This is a genomic window from Cupriavidus basilensis (assembly GCF_029335485.1).
Taxonomy (GTDB): Bacteria; Pseudomonadota; Gammaproteobacteria; order Burkholderiales; family Burkholderiaceae; genus Cupriavidus; species Cupriavidus basilensis_E.
Genome location: NZ_JARJLM010000445.1, coordinates 1 through 17,264, shown reverse-complemented (window position 1 = coordinate 17,264; position 17,264 = coordinate 1). Strand labels below are relative to the sequence as shown.

The window sequence follows — 17,264 nt, the reverse complement described above, 5'->3', positions numbered from 1 at the left end:
CGGGTCTCGGTTTGGTTGCGGTATGAATTTCTGATGTGACAGATAAATGGCGCAGAAAAATCGCGTCGAGGCACTACAGGGCAGCGCGCTTTTCAGCGGGTTCCGCCTGCTTCGCGGCAATGGCCGTCGATTGCGTGCCCGGGCCGGCGGTGCTGTTCAGCGCGATGATGCGAGCGATTTCCGCATCGGCCTGTTCGCCGTAGCCGCTGTAGACGCTGGTGCTGTAAGTCGTCTTCTTCACCGCGCCGAGCTGCGCGCCGCTGCGATTCCTGGTATCCACGCCGACCTGCATGGACAGGCCGATCTGCAGCGGGTGCGCGCGCAGTTCCGCCGGGTCCAGCTCGATGCGGGCGGGCAGGCGCTGCACCACCTTGATCCAGTTGCCGGTGGCGTTCTGCGCGGGTAGCGCCGAGAACGCACTGCCGGTGCCGGCCGAGAAGCCCACGACCCGGCCGTGGTAGCGCACGCTGCTGCCATACACGTCGGCGCGCAGCTCGACCGGCTGGCCGATGCGCATATGCTGGAGCTGCACTTCCTTGAAGTTCGCATCCACCCACACGCCATCGAGCGGCACGATGGCCATCAGCGGAGCGCCAGGCGCCACGCGCTGGCCGACCTGTACGGAGCGGCGCGCGACGTAGCCCGTCACCGGCGCCGGCAGCGTGTTGCGCGCGAAGGCGAGATGCGCATCGCGCAGCTTTGCCGCGGCGGCCTGTACGGCGGGGTGATCGGCAACCGTGGTCTGGTCGGTCATGGTGCGGTTGGCGGCGAGTTGCTGGCGGGCGGCTTCGAGCGCGGCTTCGGCGGTCTTGACCGCATCGCGGGCATGCGCCACGTCTTCGGCGGACACGGCGCCGCTCTCGGTGACCTGGCTGCGGCGTTGCAGGTCGTCGCGGGCTTTTGCCAGGTCGGCCTGGCGTTGCTGGATCGCGGCCTGGTAGACGTTGTTGTTGACGTACAGGGCGCTGACCTGGCGTACCGTCTGCGCCAGCTGGGCCTGGGCGTTGCCAAGCGCAACCCGGGCATCGGCGGGGTCGAGGTCGACCACGGTTTCGCCGGCCTTGACGATCTGCGTGTCGTCGGCGTTCACGCTGATCACGGTGCCGCTGACCTGCGGGGTGAGCTGGACCAGGTTGCCATTGACGTAGGCGTCGTCGGTATCTTCGTGATACGCGGCGTAGCGGAAGTAGTAGGCTGCGTAGCCGCCGGCGGCCAGCAGCGAGGCCAGGCCCAGCGCGGCGAGCATGCGCTTGCGGGTGGCCATCTTGCCGGCACGGGCGTGGTTGTCGACGGATTCGGTTTGGGTAGCTTCGGTCATTTCAACACCTCGGTATCGGTAGGGGGCGGCAAGATCTGGGAACTGGGTTGCCGGTCACTGCGGTTGTCCGGCGGCGGCGGGCGGCACCGGGGCCCGCATGGCCACGTCGGCGGGCGCTACGCGGGCGCTATCGGTGTAGCCGCCGCCGAGCGAGGCAGCCAGCGCGATCTGGCGGTCGCGCCGCGTCATGCGCAACTGGGCCACGGCCTGAGCGCGGGCCAGCGTGCTGGTCTCGGCGTTCAGCACCGTGAGCTGGGTCGTCAGGCCCTGGCGATATTGGGCGAGGGCGAGGTCGCGGGCACGGCGGCTGTTCTGCTCGGCGTGAACCGCGTCGACCAACTGTGCATCGATGGCGCGGATCTGGGCAAGCTGCGTGGCGACCTCGGTCAGGGCGCTGATCAGCGTCTGGTTGTAGTTGGCCACCGCCATATCGAACTCCGCATAGCGGCCCTTGAGCTGCGCACGCAGGGCGCCGGCGTCGAAGATCGGCAGGTGGATGGCCGGGCCCGCGTTGGCGATGCGGCTGGCGGCAGTGAGAAAACGGCCAAAGCCGAAGGCATCGAGGCCGATGGCCGCGCTCAGGTTGATGTCGGGATAGAAGCCGGCTTTCGCCACCTTGATGTCGTGCGTGCTGGCGTCCACGCGCCACCGCGCGGCGACGATGTCGGGGCGGCGCGAGACCAGGTCGGCCGGCAGGTTGCCGGGCAGGCGGACTTCATCGCCAGGGCCCATGGCGGGACGTGCGATGGCCAGGCCGCGGTCGGGGCCGCGGCCAAGCAGGGCGCCCAGTTGGTAGCGGGTGGCGAGGAGGGCGCCGTCGAGCGCTTTCAACGCGGCCTGGCTGGCATCGAGGTCACCTTCGGCGGTGCGCTGCTCCACTTCGGTGTCGAGGCCGGAGGCGGCGCGCGCATGGGTGAGTCGGGCCAGCGCGGTGCGCTGCGCGACTTCGTCCTGGGCAATGTCGCGCAGGGTGTACAGGCGGGCCAGCTCGTTATAGGCGCGGGCCACCGCCGAGCTGACGCTCAGCCTGACCTGTTCCGATTCCGCTTCGGCCGCCCGGCGTGCCGAGACCGACGAGGCCAGGGCCTCGCGGTTCTTGCCCCACAGGTCGAGTTCGTAGGTGGCGCTGATAAGGCCACGGTTTTCGGTCTGCCAGGAGCTGGCGTAGGGTGGCGGCACCAGGGCGCCGCCGGAATATTGCTGGCGGGTCCAGGCGTAACTGGCATCGACGCGCGGCAAGGTGTTGGCGTTGGCGCCTTCGCTGAAGGCGGCAGCGGCGGCAAGGCGCGCCTTGGCCATGTCGATCGACGGGCTGCCGTCGATCGCTTCGGCGATCAGCGCGCGCAACTGCGCGTCGCCGAATTGCGCCGCCCAATCGGGGGCGGGCCAGCGGCCTTGCTCGGCGGGCAGGCTGGCAGCGGTCTGCAGGGCCGTGGCGTCGGTGACCTGCCTGTCGCTGGAGATGCCGGCGTAGCTGGCGCAACCGGCCAGCCAGACGCTCAGCAGCAGGGGCAGCGCCTTGCCGGCACGCAAGGTACGTCCGGTGCGTCCGGCCTTGGATAATTTCTGCGTTTGCATTTTCTGATTTGTCAGATAAATGGTTAAAAAAAAGAGGCGCGCTCAGGCGGCCGAGAATTTGTCGAGCAGGCGGAGCAGTTCGTCGAACTCACGCTTGCTGAAATCCTTGAGGCGCGCGTTCAGCACCTCCGGCGCGATCTCGGGAATCCGCTCGGCGACGCCGTTGCCCTTGGCGGTCAGTTCCAGGTTCACCACGCGGCGGTCGTCCACGCTGCGCGAGCGGGTCAGCAGGCCCTTGTGCTCCAGCTTGTCCAGCATGCGGGTCATCAGGCCGGTATCGATGACCAGCAGCTTGCTCAGTTCGAACGGGGTGTTGGCCGCGCCGCGTGCCAGCGACAGGATGATGCCCATTTGCTGGGAGGTGATGTCCAGTTCCTCCAGGGCAGCGTCCATTTCCATCAGCACGAGATTGCGGGCCTTGTTGAGGAAGAACCCGACGCTCTGCGTGAGGTGGAAGTTCTCTTTGGTGTAGTGCTTCAAGGCCCTCTCCTGTTTGCCGACTGCTGACGGGATATTATTTGATAAGTCAGATAGATTCAAGGTCAGAATCTACAATTTTACGAACACGCCAGGGATGGGTTTGGAAGGTGCCGCGGGGGCCGCTTCTGGCGCGGCTACGCCCCCAATCCCCGGCTGGCGAAATAGTGGGCCGGGGAGTCGCCGAAGGCACGGCGGAACATGGCAATGAAGTTGCTCGGCGTGGCGTAGCCCAGCGCCTCCGCCACCTCGGCTACGGCTTCGCCGCGCGCCAGCCGCTCGAGCGCGTGGGTGAGCCGGGCCTGTTGCCGCCAGTGCGCGAAGCTGAGGCCGGTCTCGCTCAGGAACAGGCGCGAAAGCGTGCGCGGCGACAGGCCTGCCCACGTTGCCCACGCCACCAGGCTGCGGTGATCTTCGGGGTGCTTCAGGATGGCGCTGCTGATCCGGCGGGCCCGCCGGTCGGACGGCAATGGCAGGTGCAGGGGCTCTAGCGGCGCCTGCCGGATCTCGTCCAGCAGTACCGCGGCAATGCGCTGCTGGGCTGCGTCCAGTTCGAACGGCGCGGGCCAGGAAGCGGCACGGCCGACCAGGGCGCGCATGACTTCGCTGATTCCCACCACGCAGGGCAGGCTTGGCAGATCCTGCGCGGCCGAAGGCGCAATCCATACGTTCCAGCCACTGAGCACGCCGCTGATGGTGACGCGGTGCATTTCGCCCGGCGGAATCCAGCCCGCGCGCTGGGCCGGCAGCAGCCAGGAGCCATGGCGGGTGCGGACGTGGACCAGCCCGTTGTCGATGCAGAACAACTGGCCGCGCAGGTGGCGGTGCCAGCCCAGTTCACGGGTGCCGAGCCGGAACTCGTTGCCGGCCTTGTCTGCGCCGCGCATGGCGATCAGGGCGGGCCCGTCCGGCTGCTCGCTGGTGTCGGCAAAGACAGCCAGCAAGGCCGCGGTCTCGGATTCCGGCGATGTGTCCTGGCGCGCGGCATCGGGAGAGGAGGATCGCATGGCTCAGATTCATTGTTTTTAGGCAGGATAACGTTATCGAGTCTACCCGCTTCGCCGGGATACTGCTGGCGAGGCGCAGGCATCCCGCGCCGCAAGGAGAGCGATATGCAAGGACAGACTTCCCGGATTTCACAAATTTCCACTTTCCATGTTTCCAGCTTCCATCTCTATGACGTATCGGCATTTCCCCTCGTGACCAGCCGTAGCGAAGCCATGCCGCCCGGTTATGCAAGCCGGTGGTGCGACGAGATGACGAGCCTGGTCGGGCAGGACCGGCCCTTTGTCCTGATCCACGGTCCGCATGCCGCCGAAGAAACGCACGAGGACCGCAAGCGGCGGGCTATATGGCTCAAGCAGCACAAGACGCTGCTTGGGCAGCTGTGCAGAACACTGATCCATATCGAGCCCGATCCGGACAGACGGGCGGCGATGCAGGCGCAGGCCGCGATGGCGGTCAAGGCGTTCGGCGTGCCGGTGGCGATGGCAGCCACCATGGCCGAAGCGCTGGTGCTGGGTAATGCAGCCCTGAGCGCGGTGCGCGCGCATGACGATGCGGGGGCGCAAGATGACGCCGCGCGCTGAATACCGGAATGGCGCTGTCCTGCCGGCACCGTCCGCGATGCCGGCAGCACCTCTGCATATCTCCATCGTCGGCGCTGGCCTGGGCGGGCTGTGCCTGGCGCAAGCCCTGAACCGGCGCGGCATTGCCTTCGATGTCTATGAGCGGGACGCGGCGCCGGCGAGCCGTACCCAGGGCTATCGCATCCGCATCGACCATATGGGGCAGCAGGCACTGGAGGCTTGCCTGCCAGCCGAGCTGTTTTCCTTGTTCAAGGCAACCAGTGCGCTACCCGTGCAGGGCGTCAACCTGGTGGATACCCAGCTTGAAGCCGTGAGAGGAAAGTGGGTGGATGCATGGCGGCGGGCCAGCGGCGAGGCGGGATCGTGCGAAGCGGACGACCTGAGCGTGAACCGCCAGACCCTGCGCGAAATCCTGCTGGAGGGCATCGGGGACCGCGTGCATTTCGGCAAGGCCTATGTGCGCTATCGCGAAGGCGACGATGGCCGTGTCCTTACCAGCTTCTCGGATGCTTTATCCTCGGTATCGGACCTGCTCGTGGCGGCGGACGGCGTGAATTCGATGGTGCGCAGGCGCCGCCTTCCGGCCGCCATGCCGGCCGACACGGGCTTTGTCTGCGTTTACGGCAAGACCTACCCGGCCCCCACCGTGCTGGAGCGGATCTCGGATCTGCTGCCGTCCCGGACATCCATCGTCTTCGGCGACGGCCTTGCGGTCATCATCGATCCGATGCGGTTCCGGCCGCAGCCGGCCGGCTATCGGCTGAGCAAGCCCGAGGACTATATTTACTGGGCCGTTGTCGGCGCGCGTGAAAAGCTTGGCATCGGCTGGGAAGGTGGGGATGCCTTGAGCCAGGACGAGCTCGCTGCCCGCCTGGAACGCACGACGAAGGAATGGCACGCCGGGCTGCGCGCGCTTTTCCAGGAGGGGGATCGTTCCGCGCTGGCGATGCAGCCCGTCAGGACCGCCGACGTGCCTTCCGCCTGGCCAGGCAATGCCATCACCATGCTGGGCGATGCCATCCATAGCATGAGTCCGGCGGGTGGCCTGGGGGCAAACACGGCGCTGCACGATGCGCACCTGCTGGCGCGGCAACTGGGCGAGGCCGCCGCAGGCCGCTTGCCGCTGCGGGCGGCGATTGGCAGCTATGAAGCCGCCATGCGCGGACACGGCGCCCGCGCGATCCTGGCGTCGCAGCGTGCGACCGAGGTCCTGCTGGGTTCGCGGGACAGCCGTCATGGACGGCCCGAGCCGGTCCTGGCCGGCCAGGCGCCGCGCGCGTTGCGATGAAAGGGGCAGGGAGGGGAACGAGGAACCAGAAACCAGGAATGGGGACTGAACCGGCATTGCCGTGCCGCGATGGCCTCCACCGCGGCACGGCAATGGAATGCGGCTCGGGTCATTATTTCGACTTCGCGCCGTCGGTGTACGGATCAGGCTTGCCGGTCTTGGCGCCATCCGTGTAGACGTCTCGCTTGCTCTTGTCGGCCCCGTCGGTGTAGGGATCGGCCTTGGTCTGCGTGGCGTTCAGGTTCATCTGCGTGGACTGCTTGGCTCCATCGGTGTAGGGGTCGAACTTGCCGGACTTGGCCCCGTCCGTATAGGGATCGGTCTTGCCCACCTTGGCGCCGTCAGTGTATGGGTCTGCCTGCTTCTGCTGGCCGTAGCTCAAGCCCGCCGCCGTCGCCGCGGCAACAAGTAACGTCATTGTGAGTACTCTGCGCATCGTTTGCTCCGGTAATGAAGAGGTGTGCCGTTGCCGACTCAGGAAGGAACGATCGGGCCGGGGCGGGCGGTTGCCAGCCGTGGCACGCGAGGCGGCCGGGACAGACACCTCGGAAGGGCCGACGGGGCGCGCAAATGCCTCCATACGGTGTGCCAATGCTGCGCCCCGCACAGTTCATCCTAGGAGTGAATTTCAGGAGGCCGAAGCAAAAGCTTGTAAATCCTTGTTGCATCTGCACTTCCTGCACAGGGCCGCCTGCTGTCGGCTCTGGCGCACTTTTTCCAGGGGGCGCAGGGGCCGGTAACCGGGGCAATAAAAACACCTTGACTATCTATCTATCAGTAGATAATATTCAGCGCATGGAAGCCACTGCTCCGCCCAGGCAAGAAAAGCTGAAGCAGGAAAGAGGATCCAACGCAGTGCCCCGGGAAATTCCCGTTTTTTTTGGCTTTCGCATCTATCTACTAGTAGATAACGGTCAAATGAACAGAAGATGCCGGCGCGTACAGATTCGATTCCGCCCCAGCGCGGATCCTCAATGTGAATGGAGAACATCATGAGCACGAACGTTTTGGCCAAGAGCCTGATCACCGCCGTTACCCTCGCCGCTGCTTTTGCCGCTGGCCAGGCGCAGGCTTCGGGCCCGAAGGACAGCAGCTTCGCCGGCGACCGCTACGGTTATGAATTCCGTACCAATACCAATACCCGCAGCGCTTTCACCGACGGTGCCCGTACCGGCAAGTTCGATCCGTACACGGACGGTGCGCGCATCGTGGCAGGTCTGGACCGCATCGGCGTATCGGCCGCGCCGGCGCGCAGTGTCGACCAGTTCACCGATGGCGCGCGTGCCGGCAAGTTCGATCCGTACACGGATGGCGCGCGCATCGTGGCAGGTCTGGACCGCACGGGTGTTTCGGCTTCCCCGGCTCGCAGCACCGACCCCTACACGGATGGCGCGCGTACCGGCAAGTTTGACGTGTTCACCGAAGGCGCCAACGTCTGAGCGCTGGTGCCCATCGGGATGGTCGTGATTGGCGGGGCCGGGCCAGACCGGTTCCGTCGCTGAAAGCCGGGTCGGCAAAGACATAAAGACATCGCATCGAAATCGAGTTGGAGTCCATCATGAATCTACGCGACAGCTTCCTGATCCTGGCCGGCTGGGTGGTGCTCTGCGTTGCCAGTGGCTCTCTGGCCACGGTGGTCGCGCAAGTGCTGCCGGCTTGACCCGGCGTGCATGTGCATTGTCGGGCTTTTTGCGGCCACACATTGCGGTTACACTTGAAATTGGCTTGAGGATCTATCGATAGATAGATAAGATCGCGCTATGAAAACGCAATCCGTACGCGAACAACTGCTCGAACACACGCTGGTGCTGATCCGCCGCCGCGGCTTCAATGGTTTCAGCTATCGCGATCTGGCCGAGCTGGTCGGGGTCAAGACCTCGAGCATCCACTATTACTTCCCCGCCAAGGACGATCTGGTGCTGGAGGCCGTGAAGGAATACAGCGCCCGCATCTCGGCGCGGCTGCGCAGCGTGGATACCTCGCTTTCGCCACGCGCGCAGGCGGAGGGGTACCTCGAATCCCTGCGCACAGCGGCCTGTAGCGACCAGATATGCCTGGCCGGGATGCTCTCCACCGAAACCCTGTGCCTGCCGGAATCGGTGCATGCCGAACTCAAGGCGTTCTACCGCATGAACGAGGCCTGGCTGATGGGGCTGATCGAGCGGGCGCAAAAGGACTATGGCAAAGTCTTTCCAGTGACGGCCAAGGCGATGGCGCAGGTGATTTACGGTGCCTTGCAGAATGGCCTGATCGTCGCGCGGCTGTTCGGGGCTCCCGAGCGGCTCGAGGCAGCAGCCGATCTGCTGCTGGCTTCCGTCTCCGAGTAAGCGGGGACGCGTGGCGCGGATCCACATCCCGGTACGGCAGAGTTGTGAATTGTGAAAGAGCCGGCCCTTCGCGGGCCGGCTCTTTATTGCGGCGAAGCGGCTGCCCGGACCCTCGGGCTAGCCTGCCGGGTTCTCTGCCGCCAGCTGCCACTTCTGACCGGACTCCACCGCGCGTCCGTCCAGCGCGAGCTTGTGCAGGTGCGCCAGCAGGGATCGCTGCGCCACCGGATGCATCCGTTCGGGAACATCGTCGTAGACGCGCAGGAGCAGGGCGTCGAGGCAGGATTCGCCCAGCTCGCGCAGTGCATTGAGCACCTTGGCTTCGCGTTGCATGCGATGGCGGATCAGGGTGCGGATGGCGTCCCCGGGCCTGGCCATCAGGAAGCCGTGGCCGGGTGCGAGCCATTCGAGGTCTTCCTGCTGGAGGGCGGCCAGCGAGGCCAGGTAAGCCTGCATGTCGCCATCCGGCGGATTGATGACGACGGTGGAGCCCTGCATTACGTGGTCGCCGGTGAACAGGGTCTTTTCTTCCTCGAGCAGGAAGCACAGATGATTGGACGCATGCCCGGGGGTATGGACGACGCGCAGCGTGCTGCCACTGCCTAGCACCAGGCGCTCGCCATGCGCCAGGATGCGGTCGGGTTGGAACGTCTGGTCTTGCCGCGACGCAGGCGGCGCCGCCCGGCCCAGCACCGGCGCGCCGGTAGCCGCCTTGAGCCGCGGCGTGGCCGGCGAGTGGTCGAGATGGGTATGAGTGGCAAGGATCCAGCGGATCGGTCCCGGCGCGGCTGCCAGTACCGCGGCCACATGGGTTTCGTCATCGGGGCCCGGGTCGATCACTGCCCATTCGTTGCGCGCCGGATCTCCGACGAAATACGTATTCGTGCCCGGCCCGGTCATCACGCTGCCGTTGTTCGCGGTCACGCGCCAGATGCGATCGGACAGGCGCACCGGGACACCGGCTGCCAGCTCGTAGCGCGCATGGCCCTCGCCATGCGGGTCGATGCGCTCGATTTCAGGATAGGCAGGCTCGCTCGGCAGCACGGGACGCGGGCCGCCACTGCCCAGGGCCAGGCGGGGCATGATGCGGACGATATCGCGAAGCTGCGCGGCGTGGTCGAAACAGGCTTGCGCGCTGTCGAAGCGGGCAATCGACGCGAGCGTGCGCCGTGTGACAGGCACCAGCTTGAGCCCGCGCGCCGCATCGATGGCATCGGCCGGGCGCACCCAGAGATGCTCCACGGCTTCGTCGCCATCGTGCGCGGCGGTCTGGCCGGCTGGCGCCACGGCCACGAAGAAGCGCGTGTCGAAGCGCTTGGGCAAGCCGGGCGGCGTCAGCCAGTGGCTGTGGTACGCCAGGCGATCCACGGCCAGCCGCACATGCAGGCGTTCGCAGAGCTGCGCCATGCCCGGGCCGCCGCGCCGGGCGGATTGCCGGTACCAGTCGTGCTGCTGCGCGTCGAGCTGGTCCAGGGCGATCAGCCGGCTGCCGGCATCGCTGGCGAAAAGCAGGCCGGCCTCCTCGAAGCACTCGCGCACGGCAGCGAGGTAGAAATCCAGCCCGCCGTCCGGCAGCCCCAGGCGCTGGCTTGCCAAGGCATCGTCCAGGCCGGTACAGAGAGCGTGCAGGGTCTTGTCTTGCGGATCGAGCGTGCCGCCTGGAAAGACGAAGGCGCCGCTGCTGCGGTCGTCGTTGCGCTCGGCGCGCCGGACCAGCAGGACTTCCATGCCGGCCGCGCCATCGCGTACTACCAGGATGCTGGCGGCGTGCCGCAGCGAGGTTGACCGCGAAGTTGACCGCAATGGGGGGGTGGCGTTGCCGCTCTGTTCTTGTTCGCTCATGTCCGGCGGATTCCTGGTGGGCCAAGCTGGATTCAGGCGATAGTGTAGCGGTATCGCCCGGTTATGCCACCGGGGCAAAGCGAGACAGGCGATGGGGCCGCCCGGGCAGGCAGGGCGGCGCCGGTGCTTGCTACTTGTTCGACGAGTTGTTCATCGCATTGAACTGCTGCGTGAGGTAGGTCTTGGTGGCGTTCATCTTGGTCATGATCGAGTCGAGCTGCTGGAACTGCGCGCGGTAGCGCGCCATCGTAGCGTCGATGCTGGCCGACGTTTTCGTGTAGGTGGTCTTGAGGTTCTTGATGTTGGAGTTGACCCCTTCGGTGGCGGTGGTCAGCAAGCCCTTCGTATCGGAGAACGATTTGGCCATATTGGACAGCTGGTTGCCATAGCCGGATTTGCCGTCGACGCCGCTGAAGAGCTGGGCCACGCCGGTGCGGTTCTCGGTGAGCGCCTTGTTCAGCTTGCTCGTATCGAGCGCCATGGTGCCGTCTTTATTGAATTTGATGCCAACCTGGGTCAGGTTGACCAGGCTCTTGTCGTTGCTGGCGGTCTGCGGCGTGTTGAAGATGGAGCGCAGCTGGTTCTGGATCGCGCGCAGGGTGCCGTCGCCCGTCAGGATGCTGCCGCTCTTGCTGGTCTGGTCGACGGAGGTGAGCTTGGCGGCCGTGGTCTGCAGCCCGTTGTAGGCGGTGACGAAGTTCTGGACCGCGGTGGCCATCGCGCCGGTGTCGGTGGTCACGGTGACGGTGCTGGTGTTCTTGCTGACCAGGTTGAGGGTAAGGCCCTGGGCGGCGCCCTGCACGGTGTTGGTCGGGCTGGTCACGGCAATGCCGTTGATGGTCAGCTTGGCATCGGCAGCCGCGATGTTTTCCTTCATCGCCTTGGTGCCGGCGGGGTCGTACGCCAGCAGGCCGCTGATCGTGCTGGGGTCGCCGCTGCCGTTGCTGTCGACCGAGACGCGCATGCTGGACGCCGCGCCGGTGGTGTTGGAGGTCAGCACAAGGCGGTAGGGCGTGCTGCCGCCGTCATTGACGATGCTGGCGGTCACGCCCGAGTTGGACGCGTTGATGGCGTCGCGGATGCCGCTCAGCGTGTTGTTGGTGCCGTTGATGTTGATTGAAGCGGCCTTCGCGGTGCCGGGCGTGAACGTGGTGCCGTCGGTCGTACCGAATTCAATCGTGATCTTGGCGTTGCCCAGCGCCATGCCGGTGCCGTCGACGACGCCCTTGGATACCAGCGTCTGCGATTGTGCCAGTTGCGTTACGTCGATCGCATAGCTGCCCGCGACGGCGGTCTTGTCGGCCGATACGGTCAACGTGCCGGTATTGCTGGACGTGGTGGTGGTGCTGTTGTACAGGCTTGCCATGCCCAGTGCCGAGGCGGCGTTCTGGAAAGTCGCCAGCGACGCTTGCAGCAGGCCATAGGCGGACAGCTTGTTGGTATGTGTGGTTTGCTTTGCGGTGAGGTCGGTAAGCTTCTTCTCTTCCGCTTTCTGCAAATTGTCCAGCAGGGTGGCCAGATCTAAGTTGGATCCGACACCGATTGAAGAAATAGCCATGATTGCAGCCTCTGAATGGTGTGTTGGAGGGAGATCGGCCCGCCAGGGCGGTCCGGCTAATCAGGAAGTCCGAAAGCTGGCAGGTGATACGGCTGCCATGCCGGATTTCCTCGGGCGAAGTACTGATCGATGGCGTCGCCCCAGGCGTCCGCTGTATTGCAACGAGCCGCTGGCTTCGGGCAGAAACTCCGGTGCCGTTCGCCTGGCTGCCGCATCGCCCGTGATCCTGTCGAGACGAGGTTCGATCCGGGTAAGCGAGGGCAGCCGTTGGACGGCACTGCCCCTTAAGATGCTGATATCGTTCCGACCCGGCTGCGGCGAACTGCATGCCAAGTGTGATCCGAGCCGTTTGCATCACTTTTTACAGTCAAGATCGTAGCGGTGCGTCTTCCGCGCCAATTGGCGGAATAGCGGGTGGAAAGCGGCGCTTATCGCGCTCAAGTAATGGCATCCCCGCACTGGCAAGGCCCGGCGCGGCAAAGTGTGTCCCTGGCTCGTTACGCAGTCACGGACCCGGGCCTGGCCAACTACATACGGGAGCGGAAATGAACCGAAAGGGTTTGCTCGATGCGGCTGCGGTATTGGAGGACCTGGCGGCGGGCCGCCAGCCGGATCGCGACCGGCTGGCCGCAGGCGCGCTTGCGCTGGAGGCCATGCACGCGGATCACCCGTCGTGGCGCGATATGACCGATGCGGCGTTCGGCCTGCATGCGCTAGCCGGGGGCGACGCGCTGGGCCTGGACGAGAGGGGGCGCGCACGCGCCGCGCGCCTGGCGGAAGTGGTCCGCAGCCTGGTCGATTCGCTGTAGATCCGGGCTGCTGCCCGCCGCGGTGCCGGACCTCGGGGCTGCTTACCGATGGCGGTGCTTATGCCAGCGAGAGCACGATCAGCGCGGCGCCGAAGACGGCGACGATATCCTCGACCAATGCTGCCGGACGGTCCTTGCCAAACGACGCGACAAGGCGCGCCCGGCCCCCCGCGCCGCCCAGCGTCCCGATGACAGCGCCGGCGACGCCAAGGATCGCCCCGCCAACCAGCATGCCGCCCGCCGCGCCGATGGTGGCGCCGGAGAGCCCGCCCGACAGGAGCCGCGCGCCGAACTGCGGCGGTGTCTTGCGGCTCGGTGTGCCGGGCAGCTTGTCGGTGACCAGTTCGGCCACGGCGAGCAGGCTGAAGAGCCATGGTGTGAACCGGTAGCCCATGAAAGCCAGCCAACTGCCGGAAATATCCAGCAAGCCAGCGTCGATCGCCCAGCTGACAGCGGCAGGCGCTGTCATCGCGCGCAGGCCAGCCACGATGCCGATCAGAAGCGAGAGCAGGTAAAGCATCATGGAGGCTCTCCTTGAGGCTGGCGCGCAGGGGACGCATTGCCCGCATCAGCTTAAACCCCGGCGCGGCCCGGCCATGTACGCTACCCCACGCAACGGGCATGCTATCGGCCGGCGCCATTGCCCTTCCTGGCGAGGCAAGGTTGCCGGCCGGCGGGCGGCATGGCAGCCACATGCATATGGGCTCGCTCCCGGAAGACCCGTGAGCCGCTCAGAATTCCACCATCGCAAAGTCTTCCTTGCCCACATCGCACAGCGGGCAGCGCCAGTCGGCGGGAACGTCTTCCCAACGCGTGCCGGGCGGGATGCCGTCTTCCGGAAGGCCCGCGGCCTCGTCATAGACCCAGCCGCAGATGATGCACACCCACTGCTTGAATTCGTCGCTGGCGCAGGAAGCGGGCACATCGGCTTTTGCCGGCGCGGGCGCGTTGCCGCGTTCGCCTGTCGCTGCCTGCGCCGGCTCATCCAGGCTGAACACGAGCGGCGCGGGCGTGCCTTGCTCGCCCACGGCCAGCCGCGCCTGCAGCAGGGAAAGCAGCTGCCGTGCCTCTTCGGTGGTCAGGTCGATCCAGTATGGATCGCCCGCGCCGTCGTTCAGCCGCTCAGGGGAAAACTGGATCTCTACTGCGGTGCCTTTTTTGTACATGCGGTTGGAAATGGAGTTTTGCCAGCGGTTTCCGTGCGGTTCCGCTGGCGGGGGAGGCTGAATGCTAAAGCAAATCCGCCAGGCTTGCCGTCACGCCAGACGCAGCACGCCGGCGAGCCATTGCCTGAAATCGGCCACGACATCGGCGTTCAGTTCATGGCCGATCGGGTAACGCCGGGTCAGGTGCGCGACGCCCAGCGCGTCCAGCCACTGGTCGGCGCGCTCGGCCCACGCAACCGGCAGCTTGTTGTCGAGATTGCCGTGCGCGATAAAGGCCGACAGGTTCCCGAGCGCTGGACGTGGCGCGATATGGGGCTCGATTTCCGGCAGGATCCGCCCGCTCAGCACCGCGAAGCCCGCAACGTCGGCGGGCGCGCTCAGGCCGACGCTGGCGCTGAGGATGCCGCCCTGGCTGAAGCCGGCAATCACCGTGCGCGCTGGCCGGGGGCCATCCTGGGCGTGCAGCGCGCGTATCAGGGCAATCAGTTGCTGACGGCTGCGCTCCGCCTGGGCAGCGTCGATGGCAGGCGCACCACCCTGGAAGCGCACCTCGAAAAACCCATGCTGGCCGGGCCCGAAGACGAGCGGGCCTTGCACCAGTACCACTTGCACACGCGGATCGATCAGCGCGGCTACCATCGCCAGGCTGTTCTCGTTGCTGCCCACGCCGTGCAATAGTAGCAGCCGTGCTGCCGGGGGCGAGCCGTGGGCCGCGTCGCGCAGCCGATAGCGCAGGCCCGTCGTGGGGTCTTCGATCAGCGGGCCGATGCCGATGCTGGTGGGGGTCATAGGATCTCCGGGGTGCGCTGCGCCGGCCGGGACTGGCCGATCGCGTAGGACTCCATCGACAGTACGCCATAGGTAATGCCGCCGTCGATGACTTGCAGAGGTTCTCCCGCCTTGGCCGCGCCGATGGCCGCCAGCAGCGGCAGGAAGTGCTCGTCGCTGGGGTGCGCGCGCGCGGCGTGCGGTGCCAGCCGGCGGTAATCGATCAACTGCTGGATGTCGCCGTTCCGCATGACGGTGCGCACCGCCTCGCGCACCCAGCCCGTGAACTCGGCCACATAGGGGGCATCGCTGCCATGGCCGCGAAACTCGTAGAGGTTGTGCGTCATGCTGCCCGAGCCCATGATCAGCACGCCTTGCTCGCGCAGCGGTGCCAGGGCGCGGCCGAGCGCCAGGGCGCCGGCAGGATCCAGTGGCTGGGGCAGGGAAACCTGGAATACCGGCACCCTGGCCTCGGGATACAGGTGCATCATCGGCACCCATGCGCCGTGATCGAGCCCGCGCCGTTCATCGAGGCGGGCGTGGTACCCGGCCGCGCCGAGCAGGGCGGCTGCGCGCGCGGCCAGCGCCGGGTGTCCGGGCGCGGGGTAGCGCAACGCGTACAAGGCCGGCGGGAAGCCGCCGAAATCGTGGATGGTATCGGGCTGCGCGCTGGCCGCGACACGCACCTCGCCCTGCGTCATCCAGTGCGGTGAAATCACCAACACCGCATCGACAGGCGGCAGGGCGCGGCCCAGCCGGGTTAGCTGCGGGCCCGCCAGGCCTGGCTCGACGGCGAAGGTGGGGGCGCCGTGGGAAACAAACAGCACGGGCAGTGCGGTTAACATGAGGGTCCTCCGGATGCCCCGGTCCTGGCCGTGGCTTGCAGCAACAAAGCAACGGGCCCCGCCTGCCGGCGCCGTTGCGCACCAGCGGGTCGTGCCCATTTCGACATTTCCATGGCCCAAAGTCTATTGGCTCGCTAACCGAAGATAAACGGGGGGCGATGTGATATATAGTCCCGATAATCGAGACAATAGGACGCAAACCGAGGCCAATTCATGGACCGAGCCCTGGAAATGACGGTATTTACTGCCGTGGTCGACGCCGGCAGCTTCGTGGGCGCGGTAGACGGCCTGCGCATGTCCAAGGCCGCGGTGTCGCGGCATGTGGATGCGCTGGAGCAGCGCCTGGGTGTGCGCCTGCTGCAGCGCACCACCCGCCGCCTCTCCCTCACCGAGGAGGGGCGGATCTTCTACCAGCGCGCCAGGGAGGTGCTGGCCGCGCTCGACGACGCCGAATCCGAGATCACCTCGCGCACGCTGGAGCCGAGCGGCCTGGTTCGCATCAATGTGCCGCTGACGTTCGGCATCCTGCATCTCGCGCCCCTGTGGAGCGCTTTTATGGCCGCGCATCCGCAGGTCGAGCTGGATATCACCCTCAACGACCGCGTGGTGGACCTGGTCGATGAAGGCTACGACCTGGCGGTGCGCATCGGCGACCTGTCCAGCTCGGCGCTGATCAGCCGCAAGCTGGCCACCACGCGCATGGTGCTGTGCGCGTCGCCCACCTATCTGGCGCGGCACGGCGCGCCGGCCCACCCGCATGATCTGGCGCAGCACCGCGTGCTTGCCTATACGAACTGGTCAGGCCGCGACGAATGGCATTTCGACGGTCCGGACGGCAGGGTGAGCGTGGGCACGCGCGCCCGCGTTCATACCAACAACGGCGATACCTGCCGCGCCATTGCCCTGGCGCACGGCGGCATCATGCTGCAGCCGTGCTTCATGCTCCAGGACGACCTGCGCCGCGGGGCACTGGTGGAGCTGATGCCCGAATTCCGCGCGAGCGAAATCGGTGTCTATGCCGTGTACCCCACGCGCAAGCAGCTCCCGCTCAAGGTGCGCCGGCTGGTGGATTTCCTGGTAGAGGCGTTTCGGGAGGTATCCTGGGGCGCGGCGGACACGGCAGGCATGGGTAGCAACCCGCCGGCTGCGGAGCGCCCCCCCTGGACCTAGAGTTTCTGCGTGGCCGCCAGGCTGAATATCTTTGCCCAGCGTTGGGCTTCCTTGCGATCTTTCATCGGGAAATGCCAGTCGCCTTGCGCATGGTGCGCCAGATGCAGGCCCAGCGCCCATTTCCCGTCCTTGGCCAGTGGCTCTGCGCTTTCGATATCCGCGAAGATAAACCGCGCCTGCGCGCCGCCGACGTCCAGCGCACCGCGCTTTTGCTCGGCATCGATGCGGATCGAGCCCCAGGGGCGCGCTAGCGAAAGTATCCGCTCCCCCTTGACCGTGACGCCGTGGATCGCGCGATAGCGACGAACCATGCCGGCCATCAGCCCGCCGAGTACCGCTGCGCAGAACAGGACCGCCGCAGCGCCCGCGAACGCGCCGAGCGCCGCGGACACCGTCATGTAGAGCTGGATCGCGCCATAGATGAGCGCCCCGATCAGTGCGAGTCCGGCGATGATGAATGGCACGTTTTTTCCTGGGTGGGGTGGGGTCGGGCTGGGCGGCGACGCAGCGGTGCCGCCAGTATAGCGGC

General features: G+C 66.3%; 18 protein-coding genes. 6 read left to right on the top strand and 12 right to left on the bottom strand.

Annotation, left to right across the window (positions count from 1 at the left end):
* Positions 1 to 73 precede the first annotated feature (73 nt).
* The 4 genes from P3W85_RS26860 to P3W85_RS26845 form a co-directional block, all read right to left on the bottom strand.
* A complete protein-coding gene (locus tag P3W85_RS26860; protein WP_276266978.1) occupies positions 74 to 1,318 on the bottom strand; it encodes an efflux RND transporter periplasmic adaptor subunit in 1,245 nt (414 codons plus the stop codon).
* A 54-nt stretch (positions 1,319 to 1,372) separates the two neighbouring features.
* Positions 1,373 to 2,896: an efflux transporter outer membrane subunit gene (locus tag P3W85_RS26855; protein WP_276266977.1), complete on the bottom strand. Its 1,524-nt coding sequence runs from the start codon at positions 2,894 to 2,896 to the stop codon at positions 1,373 to 1,375.
* 42 nt (positions 2,897 to 2,938) lie between these two features.
* A complete protein-coding gene (locus P3W85_RS26850) occupies positions 2,939 to 3,376 on the bottom strand; it encodes a MarR family winged helix-turn-helix transcriptional regulator (RefSeq protein ID WP_017228313.1) in 438 nt (145 codons plus the stop codon).
* A gap of 134 nt (positions 3,377 to 3,510) precedes the next feature.
* Positions 3,511 to 4,380 carry an AraC family transcriptional regulator gene (locus P3W85_RS26845; protein ID WP_276266976.1) on the bottom strand — a complete coding sequence of 290 codons (870 nt, stop codon included), beginning with the start codon at positions 4,378 to 4,380 and terminating at the stop codon, positions 3,511 to 3,513.
* Between the two features lie 105 nt (positions 4,381 to 4,485).
* On the opposite strand from P3W85_RS26845, the gene P3W85_RS26840 reads away from it, so the two are divergent.
* Together P3W85_RS26840 and P3W85_RS26835 are read left to right on the top strand one after the other, a co-directional pair.
* On the top strand, positions 4,486 to 4,962 hold the full coding sequence (locus P3W85_RS26840) for a hypothetical protein (protein WP_017228315.1): 477 nt from the start codon (positions 4,486 to 4,488) through the stop codon (positions 4,960 to 4,962).
* A gap of 37 nt (positions 4,963 to 4,999) precedes the next feature.
* Positions 5,000 to 6,250 carry an FAD-dependent oxidoreductase gene (locus tag P3W85_RS26835; RefSeq protein ID WP_276266975.1) on the top strand — a complete coding sequence of 417 codons (1,251 nt, stop codon included), beginning with the start codon at positions 5,000 to 5,002 and terminating at the stop codon, positions 6,248 to 6,250.
* 112 nt (positions 6,251 to 6,362) lie between these two features.
* Here P3W85_RS26835 and P3W85_RS26830 read toward each other — a convergent pair whose 3' ends face one another.
* Positions 6,363 to 6,668 (bottom strand): hypothetical protein, encoded by a 306-nt coding sequence (locus P3W85_RS26830; protein ID WP_017228317.1) that lies wholly within the window; start codon positions 6,666 to 6,668, stop codon positions 6,363 to 6,365.
* A 574-nt stretch (positions 6,669 to 7,242) separates the two neighbouring features.
* On the opposite strand from P3W85_RS26830, the gene P3W85_RS26825 reads away from it, so the two are divergent.
* The gene (locus P3W85_RS26825) at positions 7,243 to 7,689 is read left to right on the top strand and encodes a hypothetical protein (RefSeq protein ID WP_017228318.1); all 447 of its coding nucleotides are present in this window, start codon (positions 7,243 to 7,245) and stop codon (positions 7,687 to 7,689) included.
* Between the two features lie 321 nt (positions 7,690 to 8,010).
* Positions 8,011 to 8,577 (top strand): TetR/AcrR family transcriptional regulator, encoded by a 567-nt coding sequence (locus tag P3W85_RS26820; protein ID WP_017228320.1) that lies wholly within the window; start codon positions 8,011 to 8,013, stop codon positions 8,575 to 8,577.
* Positions 8,578 to 8,694: 117 nt separating this feature from the next.
* On the opposite strand, the gene P3W85_RS26815 is transcribed toward P3W85_RS26820, so the two are convergent.
* Together P3W85_RS26815 and fliD are read right to left on the bottom strand one after the other, a co-directional pair.
* Positions 8,695 to 10,419 carry an MBL fold metallo-hydrolase gene (locus P3W85_RS26815; RefSeq protein ID WP_276266974.1) on the bottom strand — a complete coding sequence of 575 codons (1,725 nt, stop codon included), beginning with the start codon at positions 10,417 to 10,419 and terminating at the stop codon, positions 8,695 to 8,697.
* A 130-nt stretch (positions 10,420 to 10,549) separates the two neighbouring features.
* Positions 10,550 to 11,977: a flagellar filament capping protein FliD gene (fliD, locus tag P3W85_RS26810; RefSeq protein ID WP_276266973.1), complete on the bottom strand. Its 1,428-nt coding sequence runs from the start codon at positions 11,975 to 11,977 to the stop codon at positions 10,550 to 10,552.
* A 545-nt stretch (positions 11,978 to 12,522) separates the two neighbouring features.
* Here fliD and P3W85_RS26805 point away from each other — a divergent pair.
* Positions 12,523 to 12,786, top strand: a complete 264-nt coding sequence (locus P3W85_RS26805) for a hypothetical protein (RefSeq protein ID WP_276266972.1) — start codon at positions 12,523 to 12,525, stop codon at positions 12,784 to 12,786.
* Positions 12,787 to 12,844: 58 nt separating this feature from the next.
* Here P3W85_RS26805 and P3W85_RS26800 read toward each other — a convergent pair whose 3' ends face one another.
* The 4 genes from P3W85_RS26800 to P3W85_RS26785 all read right to left on the bottom strand — a co-directional run bounded on the left by P3W85_RS26800 (position 12,845) and on the right by P3W85_RS26785 (position 15,565).
* Positions 12,845 to 13,309 (bottom strand): DUF4126 domain-containing protein, encoded by a 465-nt coding sequence (locus P3W85_RS26800; RefSeq protein WP_276266971.1) that lies wholly within the window; start codon positions 13,307 to 13,309, stop codon positions 12,845 to 12,847.
* 208 nt (positions 13,310 to 13,517) lie between these two features.
* Positions 13,518 to 13,952: a rubredoxin gene (locus P3W85_RS26795; protein ID WP_276266970.1), complete on the bottom strand. Its 435-nt coding sequence runs from the start codon at positions 13,950 to 13,952 to the stop codon at positions 13,518 to 13,520.
* Between the two features lie 90 nt (positions 13,953 to 14,042).
* Entirely contained in the window at positions 14,043 to 14,741 is a 699-nt protein-coding gene (locus tag P3W85_RS26790; protein WP_276266969.1) for an alpha/beta hydrolase, read from the bottom strand.
* The gene (locus P3W85_RS26785) at positions 14,738 to 15,565 is read right to left on the bottom strand and encodes a dioxygenase family protein (protein ID WP_017226998.1); all 828 of its coding nucleotides are present in this window, start codon (positions 15,563 to 15,565) and stop codon (positions 14,738 to 14,740) included. The genes P3W85_RS26790 and P3W85_RS26785 overlap by 4 nt, the downstream gene beginning before the upstream one ends.
* A gap of 213 nt (positions 15,566 to 15,778) precedes the next feature.
* Between P3W85_RS26785 and P3W85_RS26780 the strand changes: the two genes are divergently transcribed.
* A complete protein-coding gene (locus tag P3W85_RS26780) occupies positions 15,779 to 16,735 on the top strand; it encodes a LysR family transcriptional regulator (RefSeq protein WP_276266968.1) in 957 nt (318 codons plus the stop codon).
* On the opposite strand, the gene P3W85_RS26775 is transcribed toward P3W85_RS26780, so the two are convergent.
* On the bottom strand, positions 16,732 to 17,199 hold the full coding sequence (locus P3W85_RS26775) for a hypothetical protein (RefSeq protein ID WP_017227000.1): 468 nt from the start codon (positions 17,197 to 17,199) through the stop codon (positions 16,732 to 16,734). The two genes, P3W85_RS26780 and P3W85_RS26775, sit on opposite strands and share 4 nt — an antisense overlap.
* Between the last annotated feature and the right edge of the window lie 65 nt (positions 17,200 to 17,264).

Bases quoted from the DNA above. Each gene is read 5' to 3' on its own strand.
- P3W85_RS26805 (WP_276266972.1), top strand. From the start codon at position 12,523: ATGAACCGAAAGGGTTTGCTCGATGCGGCTGCGGTATTGGAGGACCTG.
- P3W85_RS26845 (WP_276266976.1), bottom strand. From the start codon at position 4,380: ATGCGATCCTCCTCTCCCGATGCCGCGCGCCAGGACACATCGCCGGAA.
- P3W85_RS26780 (WP_276266968.1), top strand. From the start codon at position 15,779: ATGGACCGAGCCCTGGAAATGACGGTATTTACTGCCGTGGTCGACGCC.
- fliD (WP_276266973.1), bottom strand. From the start codon at position 11,977: ATGGCTATTTCTTCAATCGGTGTCGGATCCAACTTAGATCTGGCCACC.
- P3W85_RS26820 (WP_017228320.1), top strand. From the start codon at position 8,011: ATGAAAACGCAATCCGTACGCGAACAACTGCTCGAACACACGCTGGTG.
- P3W85_RS26830 (WP_017228317.1), bottom strand. From the start codon at position 6,668: ATGACGTTACTTGTTGCCGCGGCGACGGCGGCGGGCTTGAGCTACGGC.
- P3W85_RS26785 (WP_017226998.1), bottom strand. From the start codon at position 15,565: ATGTTAACCGCACTGCCCGTGCTGTTTGTTTCCCACGGCGCCCCCACC.
- P3W85_RS26800 (WP_276266971.1), bottom strand. From the start codon at position 13,309: ATGATGCTTTACCTGCTCTCGCTTCTGATCGGCATCGTGGCTGGCCTG.
- P3W85_RS26795 (WP_276266970.1), bottom strand. From the start codon at position 13,952: ATGTACAAAAAAGGCACCGCAGTAGAGATCCAGTTTTCCCCTGAGCGG.
- P3W85_RS26855 (WP_276266977.1), bottom strand. From the start codon at position 2,896: ATGCAAACGCAGAAATTATCCAAGGCCGGACGCACCGGACGTACCTTG.
- P3W85_RS26840 (WP_017228315.1), top strand. From the start codon at position 4,486: ATGCAAGGACAGACTTCCCGGATTTCACAAATTTCCACTTTCCATGTT.
- P3W85_RS26790 (WP_276266969.1), bottom strand. From the start codon at position 14,741: ATGACCCCCACCAGCATCGGCATCGGCCCGCTGATCGAAGACCCCACG.
- P3W85_RS26835 (WP_276266975.1), top strand. From the start codon at position 5,000: ATGCCGGCAGCACCTCTGCATATCTCCATCGTCGGCGCTGGCCTGGGC.
- P3W85_RS26825 (WP_017228318.1), top strand. From the start codon at position 7,243: ATGAGCACGAACGTTTTGGCCAAGAGCCTGATCACCGCCGTTACCCTC.
- P3W85_RS26860 (WP_276266978.1), bottom strand. From the start codon at position 1,318: ATGACCGAAGCTACCCAAACCGAATCCGTCGACAACCACGCCCGTGCC.
- P3W85_RS26815 (WP_276266974.1), bottom strand. From the start codon at position 10,419: ATGAGCGAACAAGAACAGAGCGGCAACGCCACCCCCCCATTGCGGTCA.